This window comes from Curtobacterium sp. MCLR17_044 (assembly GCF_003234435.1).
GTDB lineage: Bacteria > Actinomycetota > Actinomycetes > Actinomycetales > Microbacteriaceae > Curtobacterium > Curtobacterium flaccumfaciens.
On sequence record NZ_QKTC01000005.1, the window covers coordinates 136950 to 156098 of the forward strand.

At 70.9% G+C, this 19149-nt stretch carries 19 protein-coding genes; 3 read left to right on the forward strand and 16 right to left on the reverse strand.

Annotation, left to right across the window (positions count from 1 at the left end; all coding sequences use genetic code 11):
• Positions 1 to 14 precede the first annotated feature (14 nt).
• From nusB to DEJ04_RS05020, 3 genes are all read right to left on the reverse strand, one after another.
• The gene (nusB, locus tag DEJ04_RS05010; RefSeq protein WP_027465744.1) at positions 15 to 467 is read right to left on the reverse strand and encodes a transcription antitermination factor NusB; all 453 of its coding nucleotides are present in this window, start codon (positions 465 to 467) and stop codon (positions 15 to 17) included.
• 11 nt (positions 468 to 478) lie between these two features.
• A complete protein-coding gene (efp, locus tag DEJ04_RS05015; RefSeq protein WP_017887175.1) occupies positions 479 to 1042 on the reverse strand; it encodes an elongation factor P in 564 nt (187 codons plus the stop codon).
• Positions 1043 to 1203: 161 nt separating this feature from the next.
• A complete protein-coding gene (locus DEJ04_RS05020) occupies positions 1204 to 2895 on the reverse strand; it encodes an AarF/ABC1/UbiB kinase family protein (RefSeq protein WP_181437739.1) in 1692 nt (563 codons plus the stop codon).
• A 466-nt stretch (positions 2896 to 3361) separates the two neighbouring features.
• On the opposite strand from DEJ04_RS05020, the gene DEJ04_RS05025 reads away from it, so the two are divergent.
• A complete protein-coding gene (locus DEJ04_RS05025) occupies positions 3362 to 3541 on the forward strand; it encodes a hypothetical protein (protein ID WP_110864577.1) in 180 nt (59 codons plus the stop codon).
• A 9-nt stretch (positions 3542 to 3550) separates the two neighbouring features.
• Here DEJ04_RS05025 and aroB read toward each other — a convergent pair whose 3' ends face one another.
• From aroB to DEJ04_RS05070, 9 genes are all read right to left on the reverse strand, one after another.
• The gene (gene aroB / locus DEJ04_RS05030; RefSeq protein ID WP_111023065.1) at positions 3551 to 4648 is read right to left on the reverse strand and encodes a 3-dehydroquinate synthase; all 1098 of its coding nucleotides are present in this window, start codon (positions 4646 to 4648) and stop codon (positions 3551 to 3553) included.
• Positions 4645 to 5226, reverse strand: coding sequence for a shikimate kinase (locus DEJ04_RS05035; protein ID WP_111039074.1), 582 nt, complete (start codon positions 5224 to 5226; stop codon positions 4645 to 4647). The genes aroB and DEJ04_RS05035 overlap by 4 nt, the downstream gene beginning before the upstream one ends.
• A complete protein-coding gene (gene aroC / locus DEJ04_RS05040; RefSeq protein WP_110858979.1) occupies positions 5223 to 6443 on the reverse strand; it encodes a chorismate synthase in 1221 nt (406 codons plus the stop codon). The genes DEJ04_RS05035 and aroC overlap by 4 nt, the downstream gene beginning before the upstream one ends.
• A 42-nt stretch (positions 6444 to 6485) precedes the next feature.
• A complete protein-coding gene (gene mltG / locus DEJ04_RS05045) occupies positions 6486 to 8048 on the reverse strand; it encodes an endolytic transglycosylase MltG (RefSeq protein ID WP_146248643.1) in 1563 nt (520 codons plus the stop codon).
• A 93-nt stretch (positions 8049 to 8141) separates the two neighbouring features.
• Entirely contained in the window at positions 8142 to 8585 is a 444-nt protein-coding gene (gene ruvX, locus DEJ04_RS05050; RefSeq protein ID WP_171907752.1) for a Holliday junction resolvase RuvX, read from the reverse strand.
• A gap of 8 nt (positions 8586 to 8593) precedes the next feature.
• Positions 8594 to 11251 carry an alanine--tRNA ligase gene (alaS, locus tag DEJ04_RS05055; protein ID WP_111046417.1) on the reverse strand — a complete coding sequence of 886 codons (2658 nt, stop codon included), beginning with the start codon at positions 11249 to 11251 and terminating at the stop codon, positions 8594 to 8596.
• Between the two features lie 59 nt (positions 11252 to 11310).
• A complete protein-coding gene (locus DEJ04_RS05060) occupies positions 11311 to 11493 on the reverse strand; it encodes a hypothetical protein (RefSeq protein ID WP_110891564.1) in 183 nt (60 codons plus the stop codon).
• 247 nt (positions 11494 to 11740) lie between these two features.
• The gene (rpsD, locus tag DEJ04_RS05065; protein WP_017887166.1) at positions 11741 to 12370 is read right to left on the reverse strand and encodes a 30S ribosomal protein S4; all 630 of its coding nucleotides are present in this window, start codon (positions 12368 to 12370) and stop codon (positions 11741 to 11743) included.
• A 234-nt stretch (positions 12371 to 12604) separates the two neighbouring features.
• Complete coding sequence (locus tag DEJ04_RS05070; RefSeq protein WP_084740335.1) at positions 12605 to 13957, reverse strand: replication-associated recombination protein A; 1353 nt, start codon at positions 13955 to 13957, stop codon at positions 12605 to 12607.
• Positions 13958 to 14089: 132 nt separating this feature from the next.
• Between DEJ04_RS05070 and DEJ04_RS05075 the strand changes: the two genes are divergently transcribed.
• Both DEJ04_RS05075 and DEJ04_RS05080 read left to right on the forward strand, forming a co-directional pair.
• Positions 14090 to 14902, forward strand: a complete 813-nt coding sequence (locus tag DEJ04_RS05075; RefSeq protein WP_111046418.1) for a peptidylprolyl isomerase — start codon at positions 14090 to 14092, stop codon at positions 14900 to 14902.
• A 113-nt stretch (positions 14903 to 15015) separates the two neighbouring features.
• Positions 15016 to 16248 carry a DUF349 domain-containing protein gene (locus DEJ04_RS05080; RefSeq protein ID WP_110864584.1) on the forward strand — a complete coding sequence of 411 codons (1233 nt, stop codon included), beginning with the start codon at positions 15016 to 15018 and terminating at the stop codon, positions 16246 to 16248.
• Between the two features lie 97 nt (positions 16249 to 16345).
• Here the strand turns inward: DEJ04_RS05080 and DEJ04_RS05085 are convergent, their stop codons facing one another.
• Genes DEJ04_RS05085 through truB form a run of 4 tightly spaced genes read right to left on the reverse strand, consistent with a single transcriptional unit; the run spans position 16346 to position 19142 of the window.
• Positions 16346 to 17308: a bifunctional riboflavin kinase/FAD synthetase gene (locus DEJ04_RS05085; RefSeq protein ID WP_111046419.1), complete on the reverse strand. Its 963-nt coding sequence runs from the start codon at positions 17306 to 17308 to the stop codon at positions 16346 to 16348.
• A gap of 8 nt (positions 17309 to 17316) precedes the next feature.
• Complete coding sequence (locus tag DEJ04_RS05090) at positions 17317 to 17772, reverse strand: hypothetical protein (protein ID WP_111046420.1); 456 nt, start codon at positions 17770 to 17772, stop codon at positions 17317 to 17319.
• Between the two features lie 45 nt (positions 17773 to 17817).
• Positions 17818 to 18183: a hypothetical protein gene (locus tag DEJ04_RS05095; protein ID WP_071403707.1), complete on the reverse strand. Its 366-nt coding sequence runs from the start codon at positions 18181 to 18183 to the stop codon at positions 17818 to 17820.
• A complete protein-coding gene (gene truB, locus DEJ04_RS05100; RefSeq protein ID WP_111046421.1) occupies positions 18180 to 19142 on the reverse strand; it encodes a tRNA pseudouridine(55) synthase TruB in 963 nt (320 codons plus the stop codon). The genes DEJ04_RS05095 and truB overlap by 4 nt, the downstream gene beginning before the upstream one ends.
• Between the last annotated feature and the right edge of the window lie 7 nt (positions 19143 to 19149).

Sequence of the window (19149 nt, forward strand, 5' to 3'; positions counted from 1 at the left end):
TGACGTGGTCAACCCTACCGGGACTCCTGGTCTCCTGCGACCGTCCGACCGGACGGTGCACGACCGCCGGCGACGGCCCCGAGGACGCCGTTGACGAAGCCGGCGGAGTCCTCGGTGGACAGCGACTGCGCGAGCTCGACCGCCTCGGCGATGGCGACGGCGTCGGGCACCTCCGGGTTGAAGCGGAGCTCCCAGACGGCCATCCGCAGGATGCAGCGGTCGAGGACCGGCATCCGGGCGATCGACCAGCCCTGGGCGTGGTCGACGATGACGGAGTCGATCTCGTGGCGGGCATCGTCGACACCGGTGACGATCTGGCGGGCGTAGTCCCAGCTGGAGGCGCGCTCCGGCTGGTCCAGGTGCCGGACCGTCTCGGTGGCGAGCACGTCCGCGATCGGCAGCTCGCGCACCTCGGCGACGTACAGCATGTCGAGGGCGCGCTTGCGGGCCTTCGAACGAGCACTCATACGGTCAGCGCCTAGGAGTTGACGCGGCCGAGGAAGCTGCCGTCGCGCGTGTCGATCTTCACCAGGGTGCCGCTCTCCAGGTACAGCGGGACCTGGATGCGGTGGCCGGTCGCGATGATGGTCGCGTCCTTGGTGCCGCCGGAGGAACGGTCGCCCTGCAGGCCGGGCTCGGTCTCGACCTCGGTGACGATCGACGTCGGGAGCTCGACGTACAGCGGGTTGCCCTCGTTCATCGCGATGGTGACCATCGCGGACTCGAGCAGGTAGTTCTTGGCGTCGCCGACCACGGTCGCGGAGACCGGGATCTGGTCGTACGTGTCGGTGTCCATGAACACGTAGGAGTCGCCGTCCTCGTACAGGAACTGGTAGTCACGACGGTCGACGACGGCGGTGTCGATCTTCGCGCCGGCGTTGAACGTGCGGTCGACGACCTTGCCGGAGACGACGTTCTTGAGCTTCGTGCGGACGAACGCGCCGCCCTTGCCCGGCTTGACGTGCTGGAACTCGACGACCGACCACAGCTGGCCGTCGATGATGAGAACGGCGCCGTTCTTGATGTCTGTGGTACTGGCCATGAGTCGTCGGTGTCCCGTTCGGTCGTGTTGTGAAGTGTCCTCGGGCCGCGGACGGCCCCGGACGAGTGTAGCGGACGCCCGCCCGGCGGCCGGAGCGGTGCGCGTGCGTGCCGGACGCGCCGGTCTCGGGCGGGCGCCGGGCGCCGGGCCCGGGCCCTGGCTCAGCGTCGCCGTCGAGCGAGCCAGGCGTCGATCGCCGCCCAGCCGAGCAGCACCACCGCCGCTCCCCCGAGCAACCCGCCCGCGACCCCCGTGGACAGGGCCGCCGTCGGTCGTGCCGGCAACGACAGGTAGACGATCGCCAGGATCCCCGCCCCCGCACCGAGCAGCACGAGCAGGATGCGCCGGATCATGCCGGACACGAGCTGCCGGTCGCGGCTGTCCGCGAAGAGCCGGATGTTCACCGTGAACCGGCCGGTCTCGATCGCCTCGCCGATGCGGTCCACCCGGCGGGGCAGGCGACGAGCGGCCGACACGACGCCGAGCAGCTCCTTCGCCGCCAGGTCGCGGAGCTTGCCCGGCCGGAGCTGGTCGGTGATCTGCTCCCGGGCGAGTCCACGGGACTCCTCGAGCAGGTCGAACGACGGTGCGAGCGTGCGGAGCGTCCCCTCGAAGATGGCCAGGGCGCGTGCCGCGGCGACGAAGTCCGGCGGCGGCTTCAGCCGGTAGCGCCCGAAGACCTCGACCGCGTCGTCCACGGTGTCGACGCCGATGCGCGCACCGGGCCCGAGCTCGTCCGCGACGAAGCGGGCGATGTCCCGACGGAAGTCGGGCTCGTCGTGCGCATCGCGCACGGGTGCCATCCGCAGGACCGCATCGGCGATCCGCGACGTGTCGTCCTGCAGGTAGGCGGCCAACAGGTCCTGGACCGTGTCCCGGAGACCCGGGTCGAGCCTCCCGACCGATCCGAAGTCGATCAACGCGGGCCGCCCGTCGGGCAGCACCAGGACGTTCCCCGGGTGCAGGTCCGCGTGGTACAGGCCGTCGAAGACGACCTGGCGCAGGAAGGCGCGGAGGATGGCGCGCATCGGCGCGTCGAGGTCGCGCTCGGAACGCTCGGCGCGGATCGCGCTGAGCGTGTCGCCCTCCAGGAACTCCATCACGAGCACACGCCGGCCGGACAGGTCCGGGTAGGGGTCCGGGAACCGGACCTCGTCCGGACGCGCGCTGCGGGCCTGGGCCGCACGCAGCGCGGTGAGGTTCCGGAGCTCGGAGACGAAGTCGACCTGCCGGATCAGGTCGTCCGCGTACTGGCCGGCGATGTCCTGCACGCCGACCTGCCGCGCCTCGGTCGACCACCGGGCCATGAACCGGACGACCCGCAGTGCGATGTCCACGTCGCGGCGCACCGCTGCGTCGATCCCCGGCCGCTGCACCTTCACGGCGACCGCGGTGCCGTCGGGCAGCCGGGCGCGGTGCACCTGCGCGATGGACGCCGCTGCGACGGGCACCGGGTCGAAGGTCGCGAAGACCTGGTCGACCGGGGCGCCGAGCTCCTGCTCGAGGAGCGCACGGACCTCGTCAGCCGGCGCCGCCGTGACGTTCCGCTGCAGGTGGGCGAGTCCCTCGGTCCACTCCTCGGGCAGCAGGTCGCCACGGGTGGAGAGCAGCTGGCCCATCTTCACGAACCCGCCACCGGCTTCCTCGAGCGCCCGGCGCAGGTGCTCGGCCTGGTCGCGACGCAGCTCCGACGTTGCCGGGTCGTGCGAGAAGTCGAGACGACGGAACGGCACCAGGTGGTGGCGGCGGGCGATCGAGAGGAGTTCGGTGAAGCGTCGACCACGGGAGCGCAGGGTGCCGGTGTCGGCATCGCGCGGGCCGGAGAGGTCGCTCAGTCGGGGTGGGGTGGGCACGCCCGCCAGTCTGCTCCCCGGTGCTGGGTCCGCAGCGTGCGGGTGGCGCGGTCCGTCGCGTCGTCCCATCCTCCTCCACAGCCGGGAGGCCCGGTGCGGCTTCCACAGCCCGGCGCGGGCCCGGCGCGGGGCGCGGTCCTGGAGCGAGACACTCGTGCCGTGGAGACAGCACTGATCGCGGCGTGCATCGCCGCCGGAGCGGCGATCGTCGCGGCCGTCGTCAGCTGGTTCGGGGCGTTCCAGAGTCGACGGACGTCCGATCGTGACCACGCCTGGCATCGGTTCACCTGGGCCGTCACGGAGCGGCCGGACATGAACACATACGACATTTCGACAACGGTGCTCCGAGACCTGGAGACCGTACCGTGTGGTCGAAGGCCGATCGCCGACTCGCGAGCCGAGCGCTCCGCAGGCGAGCCAGCGCCGACCAGGCACATGACGACGACGAACGAAGGGCCTCCGACTGATGTCGATCCTGCGACCGCTCCCCGACGCGCCCGACCTCGACGAGGACGACGACGTCCTCTTCGCCTGGGACCACGGCGCCACCGTCGACGAATGGCGGGAATCCCAGCGCACCGGCGTGGTCACCGTCTCGACGCGTGTCACCTGGTGGTGGCGCAGGATGCGACGGGTCCTGCGCTGACCGGCGTGGCTAGACGCCGACCTCCTGGTAGGCGGTGAAGAGCAGGTGGTCCTCGGGGCCCTCGAGCACGACGGGCTTGCCGACGCCGTCCAGGATGATGAACCGCAGCATGCCGGCACGGGCCTTCTTGTCACGACGCATGGTGGCGAGCAGCCCCTGCCAGCGCCCGACGCCGTACGAGGTCGGCAGGTCGAGCGACTCGAGGATCGCCCGGTGCCGATCGACCGTGGCGTCGTCCAGGTGGCCGGTCAGTCGGGCGAGCTCGGCGGCGAACACCATGCCGACCGACACCGCTGCGCCGTGGCGCCACTGGTACCGCTCGGCGTGCTCGATCGCGTGCCCGAGGGTGTGCCCGTAGTTCAGGATCTCGCGTCGGCCCTGCTCCGTGAAGTCGTCCGAGACGACCTCGGCCTTGAGCGCGATGGCGAGCTCGACGACCCGGCGGAACTCCGGCGTCGTCGGGTCGGTCACCCGGTCGACATCGGCCTCGATGATGTCCAGGATCTCGGGCACGGCGATGAACCCGGCCTTCACAATCTCGGCGAACCCGGTCAGGATCTCGTTGCGCGGCAGCGTGCGGGCGAGGTCGAGGTCCACGACGACGGCACGGGGAGCGTAGAAGGCGCCGACCAGGTTCTTGCCCTCGTTCGTGTTGATGCCCGTCTTGCCGCCGACGCTGGCGTCCACCATGCCGAGCACGCTGGTCGGGACGGCCACGTACGGCACACCGCGCAGCCAGGTCGCGGCGACGAAGCCGGCCAGGTCGGTGACCGCGCCGCCCCCGAGGCCGATCACCGCGTCGGTGCGGGTGAAGTCGGCCTGCCCCATGATCTGCCAGCAGAACGCCGCGACCTCGACGCGCTTGGCGCCCTCGGCGTCGGGGACCTCGGCGATCAGGGCCTCGAGCCCGGCCTCGACCAGCAGCGCACGGAGCTCGTTCGCCCGGGCACCGAGCGTCGGCGAGTGCACGATGAGGACCTTGGCGACACGCGGGCCCAGGATCGCGGGCAGGGCACCGAGCAGGTCCGTGCCGACGGCCACCGTGTAGCCGTCGTCACCGCCGACCCGGATCTCGGTGGTCCCGGCGGGCAGGGTCGACTCGGTCACGGTGCTCCTTCGGTGCTGGTGGTGCTGCTGGTCGTGCTGCCGGGCGCGGCGGTGGTGCCGGCGTCGCTGCGCAGCCACGTGACGACCTCGTCGACCACGCGGGACATCGGCCGGCGCGACGTGTCGACCACGACGTGCGCGAGTTCGGCGTAGGTGGCCGCCCGCTCGTCCATGATCGTCTGCCAGGCGTCGATCCCGCCGTTGGCGAGCAGGGGCCGGTCGGACCCGGCGATCCGGTCGGCGACGGCCTCGGGCGACACGGTGAGCAGGACGATGCGCGCGCCGCTCAGGGCCTGCCGCGTGTCCGCGTGGGTGACGGCTCCCCCGCCCACGGCGATCACGCCGCCGGTGGCCAGCGCCGCCCGGACCGCCTGGGCCTCGAGCGCGCGGAACGCCGGCTCGCCGCGGTCGGCGAAGATCCCGGGGATCGGCCCGTGCTCGCGCACGATGACCCGGTCGGTGTCCGTGAACGGGACGCCCAGGGCCTTCGCCACCCGCTTGCCGACGCTCGACTTGCCGGCGCCCATCGGGCCGATCACGACCACGGGCGCGTCGGCGCGTCGGACGTCGGTGCTCACAGGTCGGTCGACGTCGCCGACGGCTCGGTCCGGCGCGTGCGCAGGGTCTCCGGGATCGCCGCGAGGTAGGCGTCGAGGTTGCGCTTCGTCTCGACGACGTTGTCGCCGCCGAACTTCTCGAGCACCGCGTCGGCGAGCACCAGGGCCACCATCGCTTCGGCGACGACACCGGCAGCGGGCACGGCGCAGACGTCCGAGCGCTGGTGGTGCGCCGAGGCGTCCTCACCGGAGACGACGTCCACCGTGTGCAGGGCGTGCGGGATGGTCGCGATCGGCTTCATCCCGGCGCGGACGCGCAGCACGGTGCCCGTGGACATCCCGCCCTCGGTCCCACCGGCGCGGTCGCTCGTGCGGTAGATCTCGCCGTCCTCGCGGTACAGCTCGTCGTGCGCGGCGGAGCCCCGGCGGCCGGCGGTCGCGAAGCCGTCACCGACCTCGACCCCCTTGATGGCCTGGATCCCCATGATCGCCGCGGCGAGGCGGGCATCGAGCCGGCGGTCCCAGTGCACGTGCGAGCCGAGGCCCGGCGGGACGCCGTAGAACAGCACCTCGACGACGCCGCCCAGGGTGTCGCCGTCCTTCTTCGCGGCCTCGACCTCGGTGACCATGCGTGCCGAGGTCTCGGCGTCGAAGCACCGCAGCTGGTCCTCGTCGAGGCGGTCCACGTCGTCGGGCAGCGGCAGGTCCGTGCCGTCGGGGACCCGGACGGTCCCGACCTGCAGCGTGTGTGCCACCGAGCGGATGCCGAGTTCGGCCAGGAACGACTTGGCGACGGCACCGAGCGCCACGCGTGCGGCGGTCTCGCGGGCGCTCGCACGCTCCAGGATCGGGCGCGCCTCGTCGAAGCCGTACTTCTGCATGCCGACCAGGTCGGCGTGGCCCGGTCGCGGTCGGGTGAGCGGCGCGCTCCGCCCTCGGGACATCTCGGTGGACTCGATCGGCTCGGGGTTCATGACCTCGACCCACTTCGGCCACTCGGTGTTGCCGATGCGGATCGCGATGGGGCTGCCGAGCGAGTAGCCGTGCCGGACGCCGCCGGACACGTGCAGCTCGTCCTGCTCGAACTTCATCCGCGAGCCACGGCCGTAGCCGAGCTTGCGGCGCGCGAGATCGGCACGGATGGACTCGAACGACACCGGGACACCCGCGGGCAGGCCCTCGAGCATGGCGATCAGTTCGGGTCCGTGGGACTCACCAGCAGTCAACCAACGAAGCATGCCGCAATCCTCCCACAGCGATCGTCCGTGCGACGTCGTCGCCTACTGGTAGTCGGGGTGCGCCCGCAGCCACGCCTGGAACTGCTCGACCGCCACCAGGTGCTGGTCGTAGGTGTCCGAGAAGACGGTCTTGCCCGACTCCAGGTCGACCGTCACGAAGTACAGCCACTTGCCCGGGGCCTCGTTCGTCACGGCCTTGATCGCGATGTCACCCGGGTTGGAGATCGGTGCGGGCGGGAGCCCCTCGTGCACGTAGGTGTTGTACTCGTTCGAGGCGTCCGCACGCTCGGCGTCCGTGGTCGTCACGGTGTGCGTGTTGCCCGTTCCGTACGCGACCGTGGCGTCGGACTGCAGCTTCATCCCCTGGTCGAGGCGGTTCTGGAACACCCGGGCGACCTTGGGGTAGTCGGCCGCGAGGCCGGCTTCCTTCTGCACCAGCGACGCGAAGACGATGGTGCGCTCCTGGTCGGCCTCCTTGACGCCGGCGGCGGACAGGTGCTCCTTCATGGTGTCGACCATCGACTTGAAGTACTGCTCGGCGGTCCAGCCCGGGTTGATCGGGTAGGTCGCGGGGAAGAGCCAGCCCTCGAGCGTCGTGACGCCGGACGGCAGGTCGTAGGCCGACAGGTCCTTCGCGGCCGCGTCGACCTGTTTCTCGGTCAGGCCGGCCTTCGAGACCATCCCGGCCTTGATGTCGGCGAGTGCCGTGCCCTCCGGGATGATGATCGACGCCTGGACGCGGTTGTCCTTGTCCTGCAGGGCCGCCAGCGCGGACTTCGAGCTCATCTGCTTCTTCAGCGCGTACGAACCGGGCTGGAACTGCACGTCCGGCGAGGCCAGCAGGAGCTTGTAGAAGACCTTCGAGTCCTTGACGACGCCGCTGCGCTGCAGCGTCGCGGCGACGTTCTCGCCGATGTCGCCCTGCTTGATCGTGATGGTCACCTTCGAGGTGCCGTTGCCCGTGTAGTCGTCGGGCTCCTGCGCGCCGCTGATCGCCGCGATGAGCTGCTGGATCTTGGGTGCGGCGAACGTGTACGCCCCGACGCCGGCAGCGAGCACGACCGCGACGATGACGAGCCCCGCGACGAGCGGTCCGCGCCGGCGCTTCGGCCGTGGCTCGCGGGGCGGCCTGGAGGCGCGTCCTCCGCCGCCTCGTCCACCGCGTCCGCCGCCTCCCGCGGCACCACCGCCGCCGGTCGCGTCACCGTCGTCCGTCCCGTCGGCTCCGGATCCGCCGGCCGCGGCGGTCGCCGCGGACTCGGTCGGCAGCTCGCCGGTCAGCAGTGCGGCGACCTCGGGGTGCAGGTCTTCGGGGCGGGTGGCGATCGGTGCGTCGGCGGGGGACGCCGGGCGTTCGTCGCGTGCGGCTGGCGGGGCCTCGGTGGCCCGTTCGGCGGCCGGCGGCTCCTCGGTCGCTGCGACGCGGGCTCGTTCGGCCTCGAGGGCGCGGGCTTCGCGTCGGGACAACGGAGGCGCCGGCGGTGGGGTCACCTGACCAGCGTCGTCGCGGTCATCGGTGCCTGTCGTGCGGTCGGAAGTCGCCTTCCGCCGCTCGGCGTCGTTGCCGGGCGCGATGATCGCGTTCCAGTCCAGATCGTCTGCCAACGTCCTCGGTCTCTCGGTCGGGAACTCCACCTGGGCACCGTCGTCCTCGCAGCTGACGACGAGAGCACCCATGTGCGGTACCGGGCAGCCCTGTCAGGGAAGCGTGGTGCCCGGAGGGGCACCGGCACTGCGCTCGTGGTCGAGCGCGTGTTGCAGAATGATAACAGCGGCTGCTTGGTCGATCACGGCCCGGGACTTCTTCGTGTTCTTCCCGGCCTGGTGCAGCCCTCGCTGGGCGGTCACGGTCGACAGTCGTTCGTCGACCAGGCGCACCGGCCGACGCGCCGCGATCCGGGCCGCGAACACGCGGGCGTCCTCGGTGGAGGCCGTGTCCCCACCCGACATCGACAGGGGCAGCCCGACGACGACCTCGAGCACGTCGTACTCGTCCGCGAGCTCGAGGATCCGCCGGAGGTCCTTCGAGTCGTCGCGACGGACGGTCTCGACCGGCGTCGCCAGCAGGCCGTCGCGGTCGCACACGGCGACCCCGATCCGGGCGCGCCCGACGTCCACGCCGAGCCGCCGCCCGGACCGGATGCCCACGGTCAGCCCGCGAGCCGTGCGGTCACGGCACGCAGCGCCGCGGGGAGCGCTGCAGCGTCGGTCCCGCCGCCCTGCGCCAGGTCCGGCTTGCCGCCGCCACCGCCACCGAGCACGCCGGCGGCCTCCTTCGCGAGGGGGCCCGCCTGCACGCCCGCAGCACGGGCGGCGTCGTTCGTCGCGACGATCACGATCGGCTTGCCGCCCACGACGGCACCGAGCACGACGACGGCCGCGCCGTCACCGAGCTGGCCCCGCACGCCGGTGGCGAGCGAGCGCAGGTCGTCACCGGACTGCAGCCCGTCGACCGTCTCGGCGACCACGGTGGTGGCACCGACGGTGGTGGCGTTCCGGGCGATGGCGGGCACGCGCTGCTGCAGGTTCGCCGACTCGTACTCGGCGAGCTTCTTCTGGGCGGACCGGAGGTCCTCCATCAGGTTCTGCACGCGGGCCGGCAGGTCGGCACGGGGAGCCTTGAGCGCGCTGGAGAGCTGCGACACGATCGTGCGCTCGACGGCGAGGTCGCGGAACCCCTCGAGCCCGACCAGTGCCTCGACGCGGCGGTTCGTCGAACCGACGCTCGACTCCCCCACCAGGTTGACGAGCCCGATCTGCGCGCTCGAGGCGACGTGCGTGCCACCGCAGAGCTCGCGGGACCACGGGCCGCCGATGTCGACCATGCGGACCTCTGCGCCGTACTTCTCACCGAACAGGGCCTGCGCCCCGAGGGCCTTCGCCTCGTCGATGGGCAGGATGCGCGTGGAGACCTCGAGGTCGGTGCGGATCGCGGTGTTCACGACCTCCTCGATCTCGGAGCGCGTCTCGAGCGAGACCGGCTGCGACCACGAGAAGTCGAGGCGCATGTAGCCGGACTTGTTGTACGAACCGGCCTGCAGCGCCTCCGGTCCGAGGATGTCGCGGAGCGCCGCGTTCACCAGGTGCGTCGCGGAGTGTGCCTGGGTCGCGCCGCGGCGGTACTCCGCGTCGACGACGGTGCTCGCGGCGTCGCCGACACCGACCTCACCGGAGCGGACCTGCACGGTGTGGCTCCACAGTCCGGAGACCGGTCGCTGGACGTCGAGGACCTCGAGGTCGAACCCGTTGCCGACGATCGAGCCCTGGTCGGCGTCCTGGCCGCCCGACTCGGCGTACAGCGAGGTCTCGCCGAGGATCACCTCGGCGATGTCACCGGCGACCGCACGGTCGACGCTCACACCGCCGACGATGATGCCGAGCACGCGCGTCTCGGCCTCGAGCGCGTCGTAGCCGAGGAAGGTCGTCTCGCCCTTGGCCCGGAACGCGCTGTACACGCTCAGGTCGGCGATCGCGGTCTTCTTGCTCTTCGCGTCGGCCTTCGCCCGGGCACGCTGCTCGGACATCAGGGTCTCGAACGCCGTGCGGTCGACGTGGACCCCGGCTTCCTCGGCCATCTCCATCGTCAGGTCGATGGGGAACCCGAAGGTGTCGTGCAGCAGGAATGCCGTGTCGCCGCCGATCGACGGGGCGCCGTCCTGCTTCGCACGCTCGACGGCCACGTCGAGGATGGTCGTGCCCTGCGCCAGGGTGCGGAGGAAGGTCTCTTCTTCCGCGTACGCGATGCGGGAGATCCGGTCGTAGTCGGACGCCACCTCCGGGTACGCGTCGCGCATGGCGTCGCGGGACGCCGGGAAGAGCTCGGGGAACGTGGGCGCCTCGACACCGAGCAGGCGCATCGCGCGGACGGTGCGACGGAGCAGACGACGGAGGATGTACCCGCGGCCCTCGTTCGACGGGCTCACGCCGTCGGCGATGAGCATCAGCGAGGAACGGACGTGGTCGGCGATGACGCGCATCCGCACGTCGTCCTCGTGCACGGCGCCGTAGCGTCGGCCGGAGATCTCGGCTGCGCGGTCGAGCACCGGGCGCACCTGGTCGATCTCGTACATGTTGTCGACGCCCTGCTTGATGAAGGCGACGCGCTCGAGCCCCATACCGGTGTCGATGTTCTTGTTCGGCAGCTCGCCGGTGATCTCGAAGTCGTACTTCGACCGCACGTCGGCGATCTGGTACTGCATGAAGACGAGGTTCCAGATCTCGACGTACCGGTCATCGTCCGTCGCCGGGCCGCCGTCGATGCCGTACTCGGGGCCACGGTCGAAGAAGATCTCCGAGCAGGGACCCGCCGGTCCGGGCTGTCCGGTCGACCAGTAGTTGGTGTCCTTGCCGAGGCGCTGGATCCGCTCGTCGGGCAGCGAGGAGTGCTGCTTCCAGAAGCCGATCGCCTCGTCGTCCTCTTCGTAGACGGTGACCCAGAGGTCGTCGGGCGAGAAGCCGAGTCCGCCGTCGGTCTCCGGGTTGGTCAGGAACTCCCAGGCGAACTGGATCGCCTGCTCCTTGAAGTAGTCGCCGAACGAGAAGTTGCCGTTCATCTGGAAGAACGTGCCGTGGCGCGGGGTCTTGCCGACCTCTTCGATGTCGTTCGTGCGGATGCACTTCTGCACGCTCGTCGCCCGCGGGAACGGCGCCGGGATGAGACCGGTCAGGTACGGGATGAACGGCACCATGCCGGCGACCGTGAAGAGGAGCGACGGGTCGTCGGAGACGAGGGACGCGGACGGGACGACGGTGTGGCCGCGGTCACCGAAGTACTGGAGCCAACGGCGGCGGATCTCTGCGGTCTGCATGGTGCTTCCTGGGTTCAGGTCGTGGGTGGAGGAGGGTCGAGGCTGCTCGGTCGGAGCGCTCAGACGTCGGTACGGAGCTCGGCCTCGCGCGACCGGTAGCCGTCCGCGACGGCACCCGTGAAGGCCTTCGTCCTGGCGTTCACCTCGGCGAAGAGCCGGGCGCCACCGGAGGTCTGGGCGACCCGGTGTGCGACGGCGAACCCGATGACGATGCCGACGGCGACGAAGAACAGCTGCTTCACGGTGCCTCTCCCTCTGTGCACCCGGGCGGTGCATGCCCGGACAAGCTTAGTCGCCGGGCACTTCCGCGCGTCCCCGTCCGCAAGACGCCGTCGTGTCGGCAGGACGCCGCCGAAACCGGGGGCGTCTTGCTCATCCGGCGGCGCGTCGCCGAGACGACGGCGTGTTGCGAAGCGGAGGCGGTGCCGGAACGCCGAACGGCGGGTCGCCCTCGAGAGGACGACCCGCCGTTCGGGTGTGATCAGTGGATCAGCGAGCTGCGTAGTACTCGACGACGAGCTGCACTTCACAGGTCACGGGGACCTCGGCGCGCTTCGGGCGACGCACGAGGCGGGCCTGGAGCTTCTCGATCTCGACCTCGAGGTAGCCCGGGACCTTCGGGAGGACTTCCTGGTGGCCACCGGCAGCGGCGACCTGGAAGGGCTCCATCGACTCGGACTTCGCCTTGACGTGGATCAGCTGGCCCTCCTTGACGCGGAAGGAGGGGCGGTCGACGAGCTTGCCGTCGACCAGGATGTGGCGGTGCACGATCAGCTGACGGGCCTGCGCGGTGGTGCGGGCGAAGCCGGCACGGACCACGAGGGCGTCGAGGCGCTGCTCGAGGAGCTCGACCAGGTTCTCACCGGTCAGGCCCTTCGTCTTGCGGGCCTCTTCGAAGACGATGCGGAGCTGCTTCTCGCGGATGCCGTACTGGGCGCGCAGACGCTGCTTCTCACGGAGGCGGACGGCGTAGTCGCTGTCCGCACGACGGCGCGTACGGCCGTGCTCACCGGGCCCGTAGGGGCGCTTCTCGAGGTAACGGGCGGCCTTCGGCGTCAGCGGGATGCCGAGTGCGCGCGACAGGCGGGTCTTGCTGCGGGTACGTGACTTGGTAGACACAGGGTCCTTTTCTCTGTTCGAACTGAATACTCACCGGAGGCCGGGCACGCGAGTGCCGGTGGCCCCGACGACGGGATCCAGAGGGATGAGCCTGTGGGATCGGACGGCTACAGTCCGAACCTCTGCCCCCGTACCACCGGAGTGGCACTCTGTCCTCGACGCAGCCGTGCTCGAGGACCAGGACGTAGGCCCGGCAATGCTAGCAGCATCGGGGCGAGCGCAGAAGCACCGACGCTAGTGGCCGCGTGTGATCTTCCGGAGTCGTTCGAGCCGCGGCCCGACCTCGCGCTCGTAACCGTTGGCCGTCGGCGTGTAGTACTCGGTGCCCTCGAGTGCGTCCGGCAGGTACTGCTGCTCGGCGACCCCGTGCTCGGCGTCGTGGGAGTAGACGTACCCCTTGCCGTGCCCGAGGCGCTTCGCCCCGGCGTAGTGCGCGTCGCGCAGGTGCATCGGCACCGTGCCCATGCGCCCCGCCTTGACGTCGGCCATCGCCTGGTTGATGCCGTTGTAGGCGGCGTTCGACTTCGGCGCCGTCGCCAGGTAGACGACGGCCTCGGCCAGCGGGATCCGCCCCTCGGGCATCCCGATGAGCTGCACGGCCTGGGCCGCGGCGACCGCGATGGGCAGCGCCTGGGGGTCGGCCATGCCGATGTCCTCGGACGCGGAGATGATGATCCGGCGCGCGATGAACCGGGAGTCCTCGCCGGCCTCGATCATCCGGGCGAGGTAGTGCAGGGCGGCGTCGACGTCGCTCCCCCGCACCGACTTGATGAAGGCGCTGATGACGTCGTAGTGCTCGTCACCCTGTCGGTCGTAACGCAGTAGTGCCCGGTCGACCGCGGCCGCGACGGTGTCGGCGTCGACGACGGGCACGGTGTCGTCGTCCTCGTCCTGCGCGGCGGTGGCCGACGCCGCCGCGGCCTCGAGCGCGGTCAGGGCACGTCGGGCGTCGCCGGACGCGAGCCGGATGATCGCGCTGCGGGCTTCGTCACCGAGGACGACGGCACCGCCGAGCCCGCGGGGGTCCTCCACCGCGCGGTCGACGAGCATGCCGAGGTCGGGATCGGTGAGCGGTTTGAGCGTCAGGAGCAGCGAGCGGGACAGGAGCGGCGAGATGACCGAGAACGACGGGTTCTCGGTGGTGGCCGCGATCAGGATGACCCACCCGTTCTCGACCCCGGGAAGCAGGGCGTCCTGCTGGGCCTTGCTGAACCGGTGGATCTCGTCGAGGAACAGCACCGTGGTCGACCCGTACAGGTCGCGGTGGGTCAGGGCCTTCTCCATGACCTCGCGCACGTCCTTCACGCCGGCGGTCACGGCGGAGAGCTCGACGAACTCGCGACCGGACTGCCGTGCGATGGCCTGCGCCAGCGTGGTCTTGCCGGTACCGGGTGGGCCCCACAGGATCACGGAGACCCCGCCGGGGTTCTCACGCGTGCCGGTGGCGAGCTGCACCAGGGGCGAACCCCGGCCGAGCAGGTGCTGCTGACCGGCGACCTCGTCGAGGCTGGTGGGGCGCATCCGGACGGCGAGCGGGACGGAACCCTGCGCGAGACCGGCGCGACCACCCGTGGTGGGCGCGTGCATTCCCGAACGATCCGCTGCCATCCTGCAATCGTAGGCCGGTCCACCGACGCAGGCCGCGCCTCCCGCCAGGTGGTGGTGGTGACCGTTCGGCTACGCTCGTTGCACACTGCGACGAGAGGGCAGACCAGCACCGTGGCACCGAAGAACCCAGCGCGTGACAACCGTGAGGCGCGCGAGCGCCTCCGTCTCTACCAGGCCCGCCAGGGCCTCCACGAGCGGCAGCGCCGCCGCCGCGTGCGGGACAACCTGATCGGCGCCGGCGCCCTCGTCCTCGTCGCGGCCCTCGCCACCGGGTCGCAGCTCGCCTTCGCCGGGTCGCGGGGGTCGGACGCCCCGGCCCCGAGCGCCTCCGCGTCGTCGACGGCCACGCCGTCGCCCAGCGCCACGGCCGGCAACACCGGCGACGTGCCGAGCAAGTCGATCGCGAAGGGCGCGACCTGGACCGGTACGCTCACACTCAACAAGAGCATCGACCTCGGCATCGAGCTGGACGGTGCCAAGGCGCCGCAGGCCACGAGTGCCGAGATCTCGCTGATCCGTGAGCAGTTCTACAACGGCACCACCTGCCACCGGCTCGCCGACAGCGACGGCCTGAAGTTCCTGCAGTGCGGCTCCGCGAACGGCGACGGCACCGGCGACGCCGGCTTCGAGTACGGCCCGCTCGAGAACGTGCCGGAGGACGGCGTCTACGAGAAGGGCACGATCGCGATCGCGCGGTCGGACTCCCCGTACTCGCAGTCGACGCAGTTCTTCATCGTCTACGGGGACACCACGCTCGACGGCTCCACGGGCGGCTACACGGCCGTCGGCAAGGTCACGAGCGGTCTGTCCGAGCTCGAGTCGAAGATCGCCGCGAAGGGCATCGCGTCCCCCGGCAGCGACGGCACCGGTGAGCCGAAGGTGGCGACGAAGATCACCGACGCGACCATCGCGGAGCAGAAGTAGTCCACAACCCGTCGCACCGGTCGGGCGGCGGAGCCCGTCCGTGCAATAGGCTGACGACCTGACCGTGCCGACGGTGACGTCGGCGATGCACGACCACGATCGAGGCGAGACCTGTGGGATCTGACGAAGCAACGACCTGGGGGCGGGTCGACGAGAACGGGACCGTGTACGTCCGGTACGAAGAGACCGAACGTGCTGTCGGTGAGTACCCGGACGCCACCCCCGAAGAAGCCCTCGCCTACTTCGCGCGGAAGTACGCCGACCTCGAGGGGCAGGTGAAGATCGCCGAGCAGCGCGTCCAGCGCGGTGCGTCGGCGAACGACGTCGCCCGGACGGTCGAGCACCTGACGGCCCTGGTCGCCGACGCGCGCGTGGTGGGTGACATCAAGTCGCTCGAGACCCGCGTGGGCGTTCTCGCCGAGCAGCTCGGCTCGCTCACCAAGGAGCAGGCGGAGCAGGCGCAGCAGGCCCTGCAGGACGCCCTGGCGCACCGCACCGCCCTGGTGGAGGAAGCCGAGGCACTCGCCGCGGTGGACCCCGCACGCGCGCAGTGGAAGCAGATCACGGCGCAGCTCGACGACGTGTTCGCGCGCTGGCAGCAGCACCAGCACGACGGGCCGCGGATCCCCAAGAACGAGGCGAACGACCTGTGGAAGCGGTTCCGCGCAGCGCGGTCCACCGTCGACCAGCACCGTCGTGCCTTCTACTCCGAGCTGGACGCACAGCACCGTGACGCCCGGACCCGCAAGCAGGAGCTCGTGGCGCAGGCCGAGGCCCTCGCGCCCCGCGGTTCCGACGCGATCCCGGACTACCGCCAGCTGCTCGACGACTGGAAGAACGCCGGACGTGCCGGCAAGCGCCACGACGACGCGCTCTGGGCACGCTTCAAGGCCGCCGGAGACGTGCTGTTCGAGCAGCGCCACGCCGAGAGCGCGGCCGAGAACGAAGAGTTCTCCGCCAACCTCGAGGCGAAGCAGGCCCTGCTGACCGAGGCCGAGCCGCTCCTGCAGGCGACCGACCGTGTCGCGGCGCGCAAGACCCTCACCGGCATCCAGCGCCGCTGGGACGAGATCGGCAAGGTCCCCCGCGGCGACGTCCGTCGGGTCGAGGACCGCCTGCGTGCGATCGAGGACCACGTCCGTGGGCTCGAGGACGCGCACTGGAAGGAATCGAACCCGGAGCGCAAGGCCCGTCAGAACGGCCTCGCGAGCCAGCTGGAAGACGCGATCGGCAAGCTCCAGTCCGAGCTCGCCGCGGCGCAGGCCACCGGTGACGCCCGGAAGATCAAGGACGCGCAGGAAGCCCTCGACGCCCGCAAGATCTGGCTCGACGCCCTGGGCGGCTGAGCCTCCGCAGCACGAACGACGCCCCCGTGACCGATCGGTCACGGGGGCGTCGTCGTACGGGGCGTCGTCGTACGGGGGAACCAGTGTGCTCGGCAGGTCAGACCGGCGCGGGCAGTCCGAGCAGCAGCCGGATGTCCAGGTCGTCCTGCCGCATCTGCGCGGCGAGCTCGTCCATCGACGAGAACTTGACCATGCCGCGCACGTACGACACGAAGAGCACGGAGATCCGATCGCCGTACAGGTCGATGTCGACGTCGAGCAGGTGCGCCTCGATCTGCTTCGCGGGCACACCCTCGAACGTCGGGTTGTTACCGACCGACACCGCCGCCGGGTAGACGGTGCCGTCGTGCAGCACCTGGGCGGCGTAGACACCGTCGGCGGGGACGAAGCCCTCGCACGCCGGGTCGAGGTTCGCTGTGGGGTAGCCCATCGCACGGCCGCGCTGGTTGCCGTGCACGACGACGCTCCGCACGGCGTGCTCCCGCCCGAGGAGTCGTGCGGCCTCGGCCACGCGGCCCTGGCCCAGGAGCTCCCGGATCCAGGTGGAGGACACGCGGCGCTCACCGTCGGGTCGGACGTCGTCGATCAGGTCCACGTCGTCGATGAGCTCGACGGTGAAGCCGTGCTGCTCCCCCAGGGTCCGGAGCAACGCGACGTCACCGGCGCCCTTCGCACCGAAGCGGAAGTCGCTGCCGACGAAGACGAGCCGGGCGTGCAGGGTGTCGACGAGGATCTCGGACACGAACGCCTCGGGCGACTTCGACTGCAGTTCCTGGTCGAACCGGAGCAGCAGGGTGGCGTCGACCCCGGCGTCCTCGAGCAGTTCGCGGCGCTGCGCGGTGCTCGTCAGGGCCGGCGGGACGTGCGGCGGGTCGATGACGTTGAGCGGGTGGCGGTCGAACGTGACCACGGTGGCCACGAGGTCGTGCTCGCGGGCGGCACGCTCGAGGTGTGCGATGACGGCTCGGTGCCCGACGTGCACGCCGTCGAACTTGCCGATGGTGACGGCGCTCGGGCCGAACCCGTCCGCCACGTCGGCGGTGTCCTCGTAGAACTGCACGGTGGCTCCTACTCGCTCGCCGGGGCGGTCGACGAGGACGCAGCCGGTGCCGACGGCTCGGCGACCGCGGTGCGGTGGTGCTTGCGGAGCCACCAGAGCCCGGCGATCGGCAGCACGAGCGGCGCGAAGGCGTAGCCCAAGCCGTAGTACGACCAGATGGTGTCGTCGGGGAACAGCTGGCGGTCGAACAGCGACAGGGTGCCGATGACGAGCACGCCGGTCATCTCGAACACGATCGTGACGCAGGCGACCCGGTACCAGAACCGGCCGGGCACGATGAGGGCGATCATCGCGACGATGTAGACGACGGCAGCGATGGCACTGAGCGTGTACGCGAAGGGTGCGAACGAGAACTTCTCGATGATCTGCACGACGCTGCGTCCGGTCGCCGCCAGCGCGAGGATGCCGTACACGGCGATGAGGACGCGGCCGATGCCGGTCGCGAGTGAGGATCTGGTCGCCATTGCACCGATTCTACCGACGCGCGGCTGCGCGCATGACCTCCGGCGTCAGTTCAGCGCGAACCAGATCTGGTACATCCGGTAGACCATCACCGCGACGGTGAAGGCCCCCGCGCCGAGCACCACGGTGCTCCACTTCGTGCGGTCGATCAGCGCCCACACGACCGCGGCCGGTGGGACGAGCAGCACCGAAACGGCGTACACGCCGAACTCGAGCGCGTTGCCGTCGGGCGGGCTGCCCGTCGCCGGCAGCACGATCGAGATGACGCCCTGCGCAAGGAGCAGCAACTCGATGAGCACGAGGGCGCCGACGGTGTAGTCGTTCGGCTTCCAGCCGATGAACCCCACGACGACCGCGAAGAGCCCCACCACGACGGCGAGCACCAGCTGCACCCACATGTACCACTCGATCACGCGCGGGCTCCGGTCTGCGAGGAGGACGACGCACCGGGCGTCGGGAAGTTCGTGATGACCCGGAGCAGTCCGCGGCGGACGGAGACGAGGCCGACCAGCCGGTCGTCGGACGCCGTGACCGCTGCCACCGGCCCGTCCGAGTCGGGGTGCTCGGCCGCGACGCGCTTGCCGTCGGTGAGGTCCTTCGCCGAGGCTGCGTCGAGCGTCACCGACGAGAAGAGTCGCCGGGCGATGTCCGCCGGACGTGCGAGCGCGGCGCGGACGTCGACGGCGTCGTCCTCGAGGTCGATGGCGTCCTGCACGTCGAACGGTCCGACGCGTGTCCGACGGAGGGCGACGAGGTGCGCCCCGGCGCCGAGGGCAGCGCCGACGTCACGGGCGAGCGCGCGGACGTAGGTGCCCGACGAGCAGGTCACGACGACGTCGAGGTCCACCACGGCGACGTCGGTGCCGTCGACGGCGACGGTCCGCTCGTTCCGCGTCGTGACGTCGAACTGCGAGACGGTCACCGTGCGGGACTTGAGCTCCACCGCCTCGCCCTTGCGCGCCAGGTCGTAGGCGCGGCGCCCGTCGACCTTGATCGCGCTGACCGTGGACGGGACCTGGTCGATGACGCCCCGCTGTGCTGCGACGGCGGTCTCGACGGCGTCGTCCGAGACGTCGGCAGTTCCCACACCGACAGCAGCGGTCGGCGTGCCGTCGGCGTCGTCGGAGTCCGTGGAGACACCGAGCCGGATGGTCGCCGTGTAGGTCTTGTCGAGGCCCACCAGGTGCGTCAGCAACCGGGTGGACGGCCCGATGCCGAGCAGCAGCAGCCCGGTGGCCATGGGGTCGAGGGTGCCGGCGTGGCCGACCTTCTTCAGGCCGAGGCGCCGTCGGGCGATGGAGACCACCCGGTGGCTGGAGATCCCCTGCGGTTTGTCGACGAGGAGGATGCCGTCCGGCGCGGTTTCGAGCACCAGCCGA

What these genes read in the sequence shown, in the direction of transcription:
- DEJ04_RS05070 (WP_084740335.1), bottom strand. Translation starts at nt 13,957, where the DNA reads ATGCACGCGCCCACCACGGGTGGTCGCGCCGGTCTCGCGCAGGGTTCC.
- alaS (WP_111046417.1), bottom strand. Translation starts at nt 11,251, where the DNA reads ATGCAGACCGCAGAGATCCGCCGCCGTTGGCTCCAGTACTTCGGTGAC.
- nusB (WP_027465744.1), bottom strand. Translation starts at nt 467, where the DNA reads ATGAGTGCTCGTTCGAAGGCCCGCAAGCGCGCCCTCGACATGCTGTAC.
- efp (WP_017887175.1), bottom strand. Translation starts at nt 1,042, where the DNA reads ATGGCCAGTACCACAGACATCAAGAACGGCGCCGTTCTCATCATCGAC.
- DEJ04_RS05090 (WP_111046420.1), bottom strand. Translation starts at nt 17,772, where the DNA reads ATGGCGACCAGATCCTCACTCGCGACCGGCATCGGCCGCGTCCTCATC.
- aroC (WP_110858979.1), bottom strand. Translation starts at nt 6,443, where the DNA reads ATGCTTCGTTGGTTGACTGCTGGTGAGTCCCACGGACCCGAACTGATC.
- DEJ04_RS05025 (WP_110864577.1), top strand. Translation starts at nt 3,362, where the DNA reads ATGTCGATCCTGCGACCGCTCCCCGACGCGCCCGACCTCGACGAGGAC.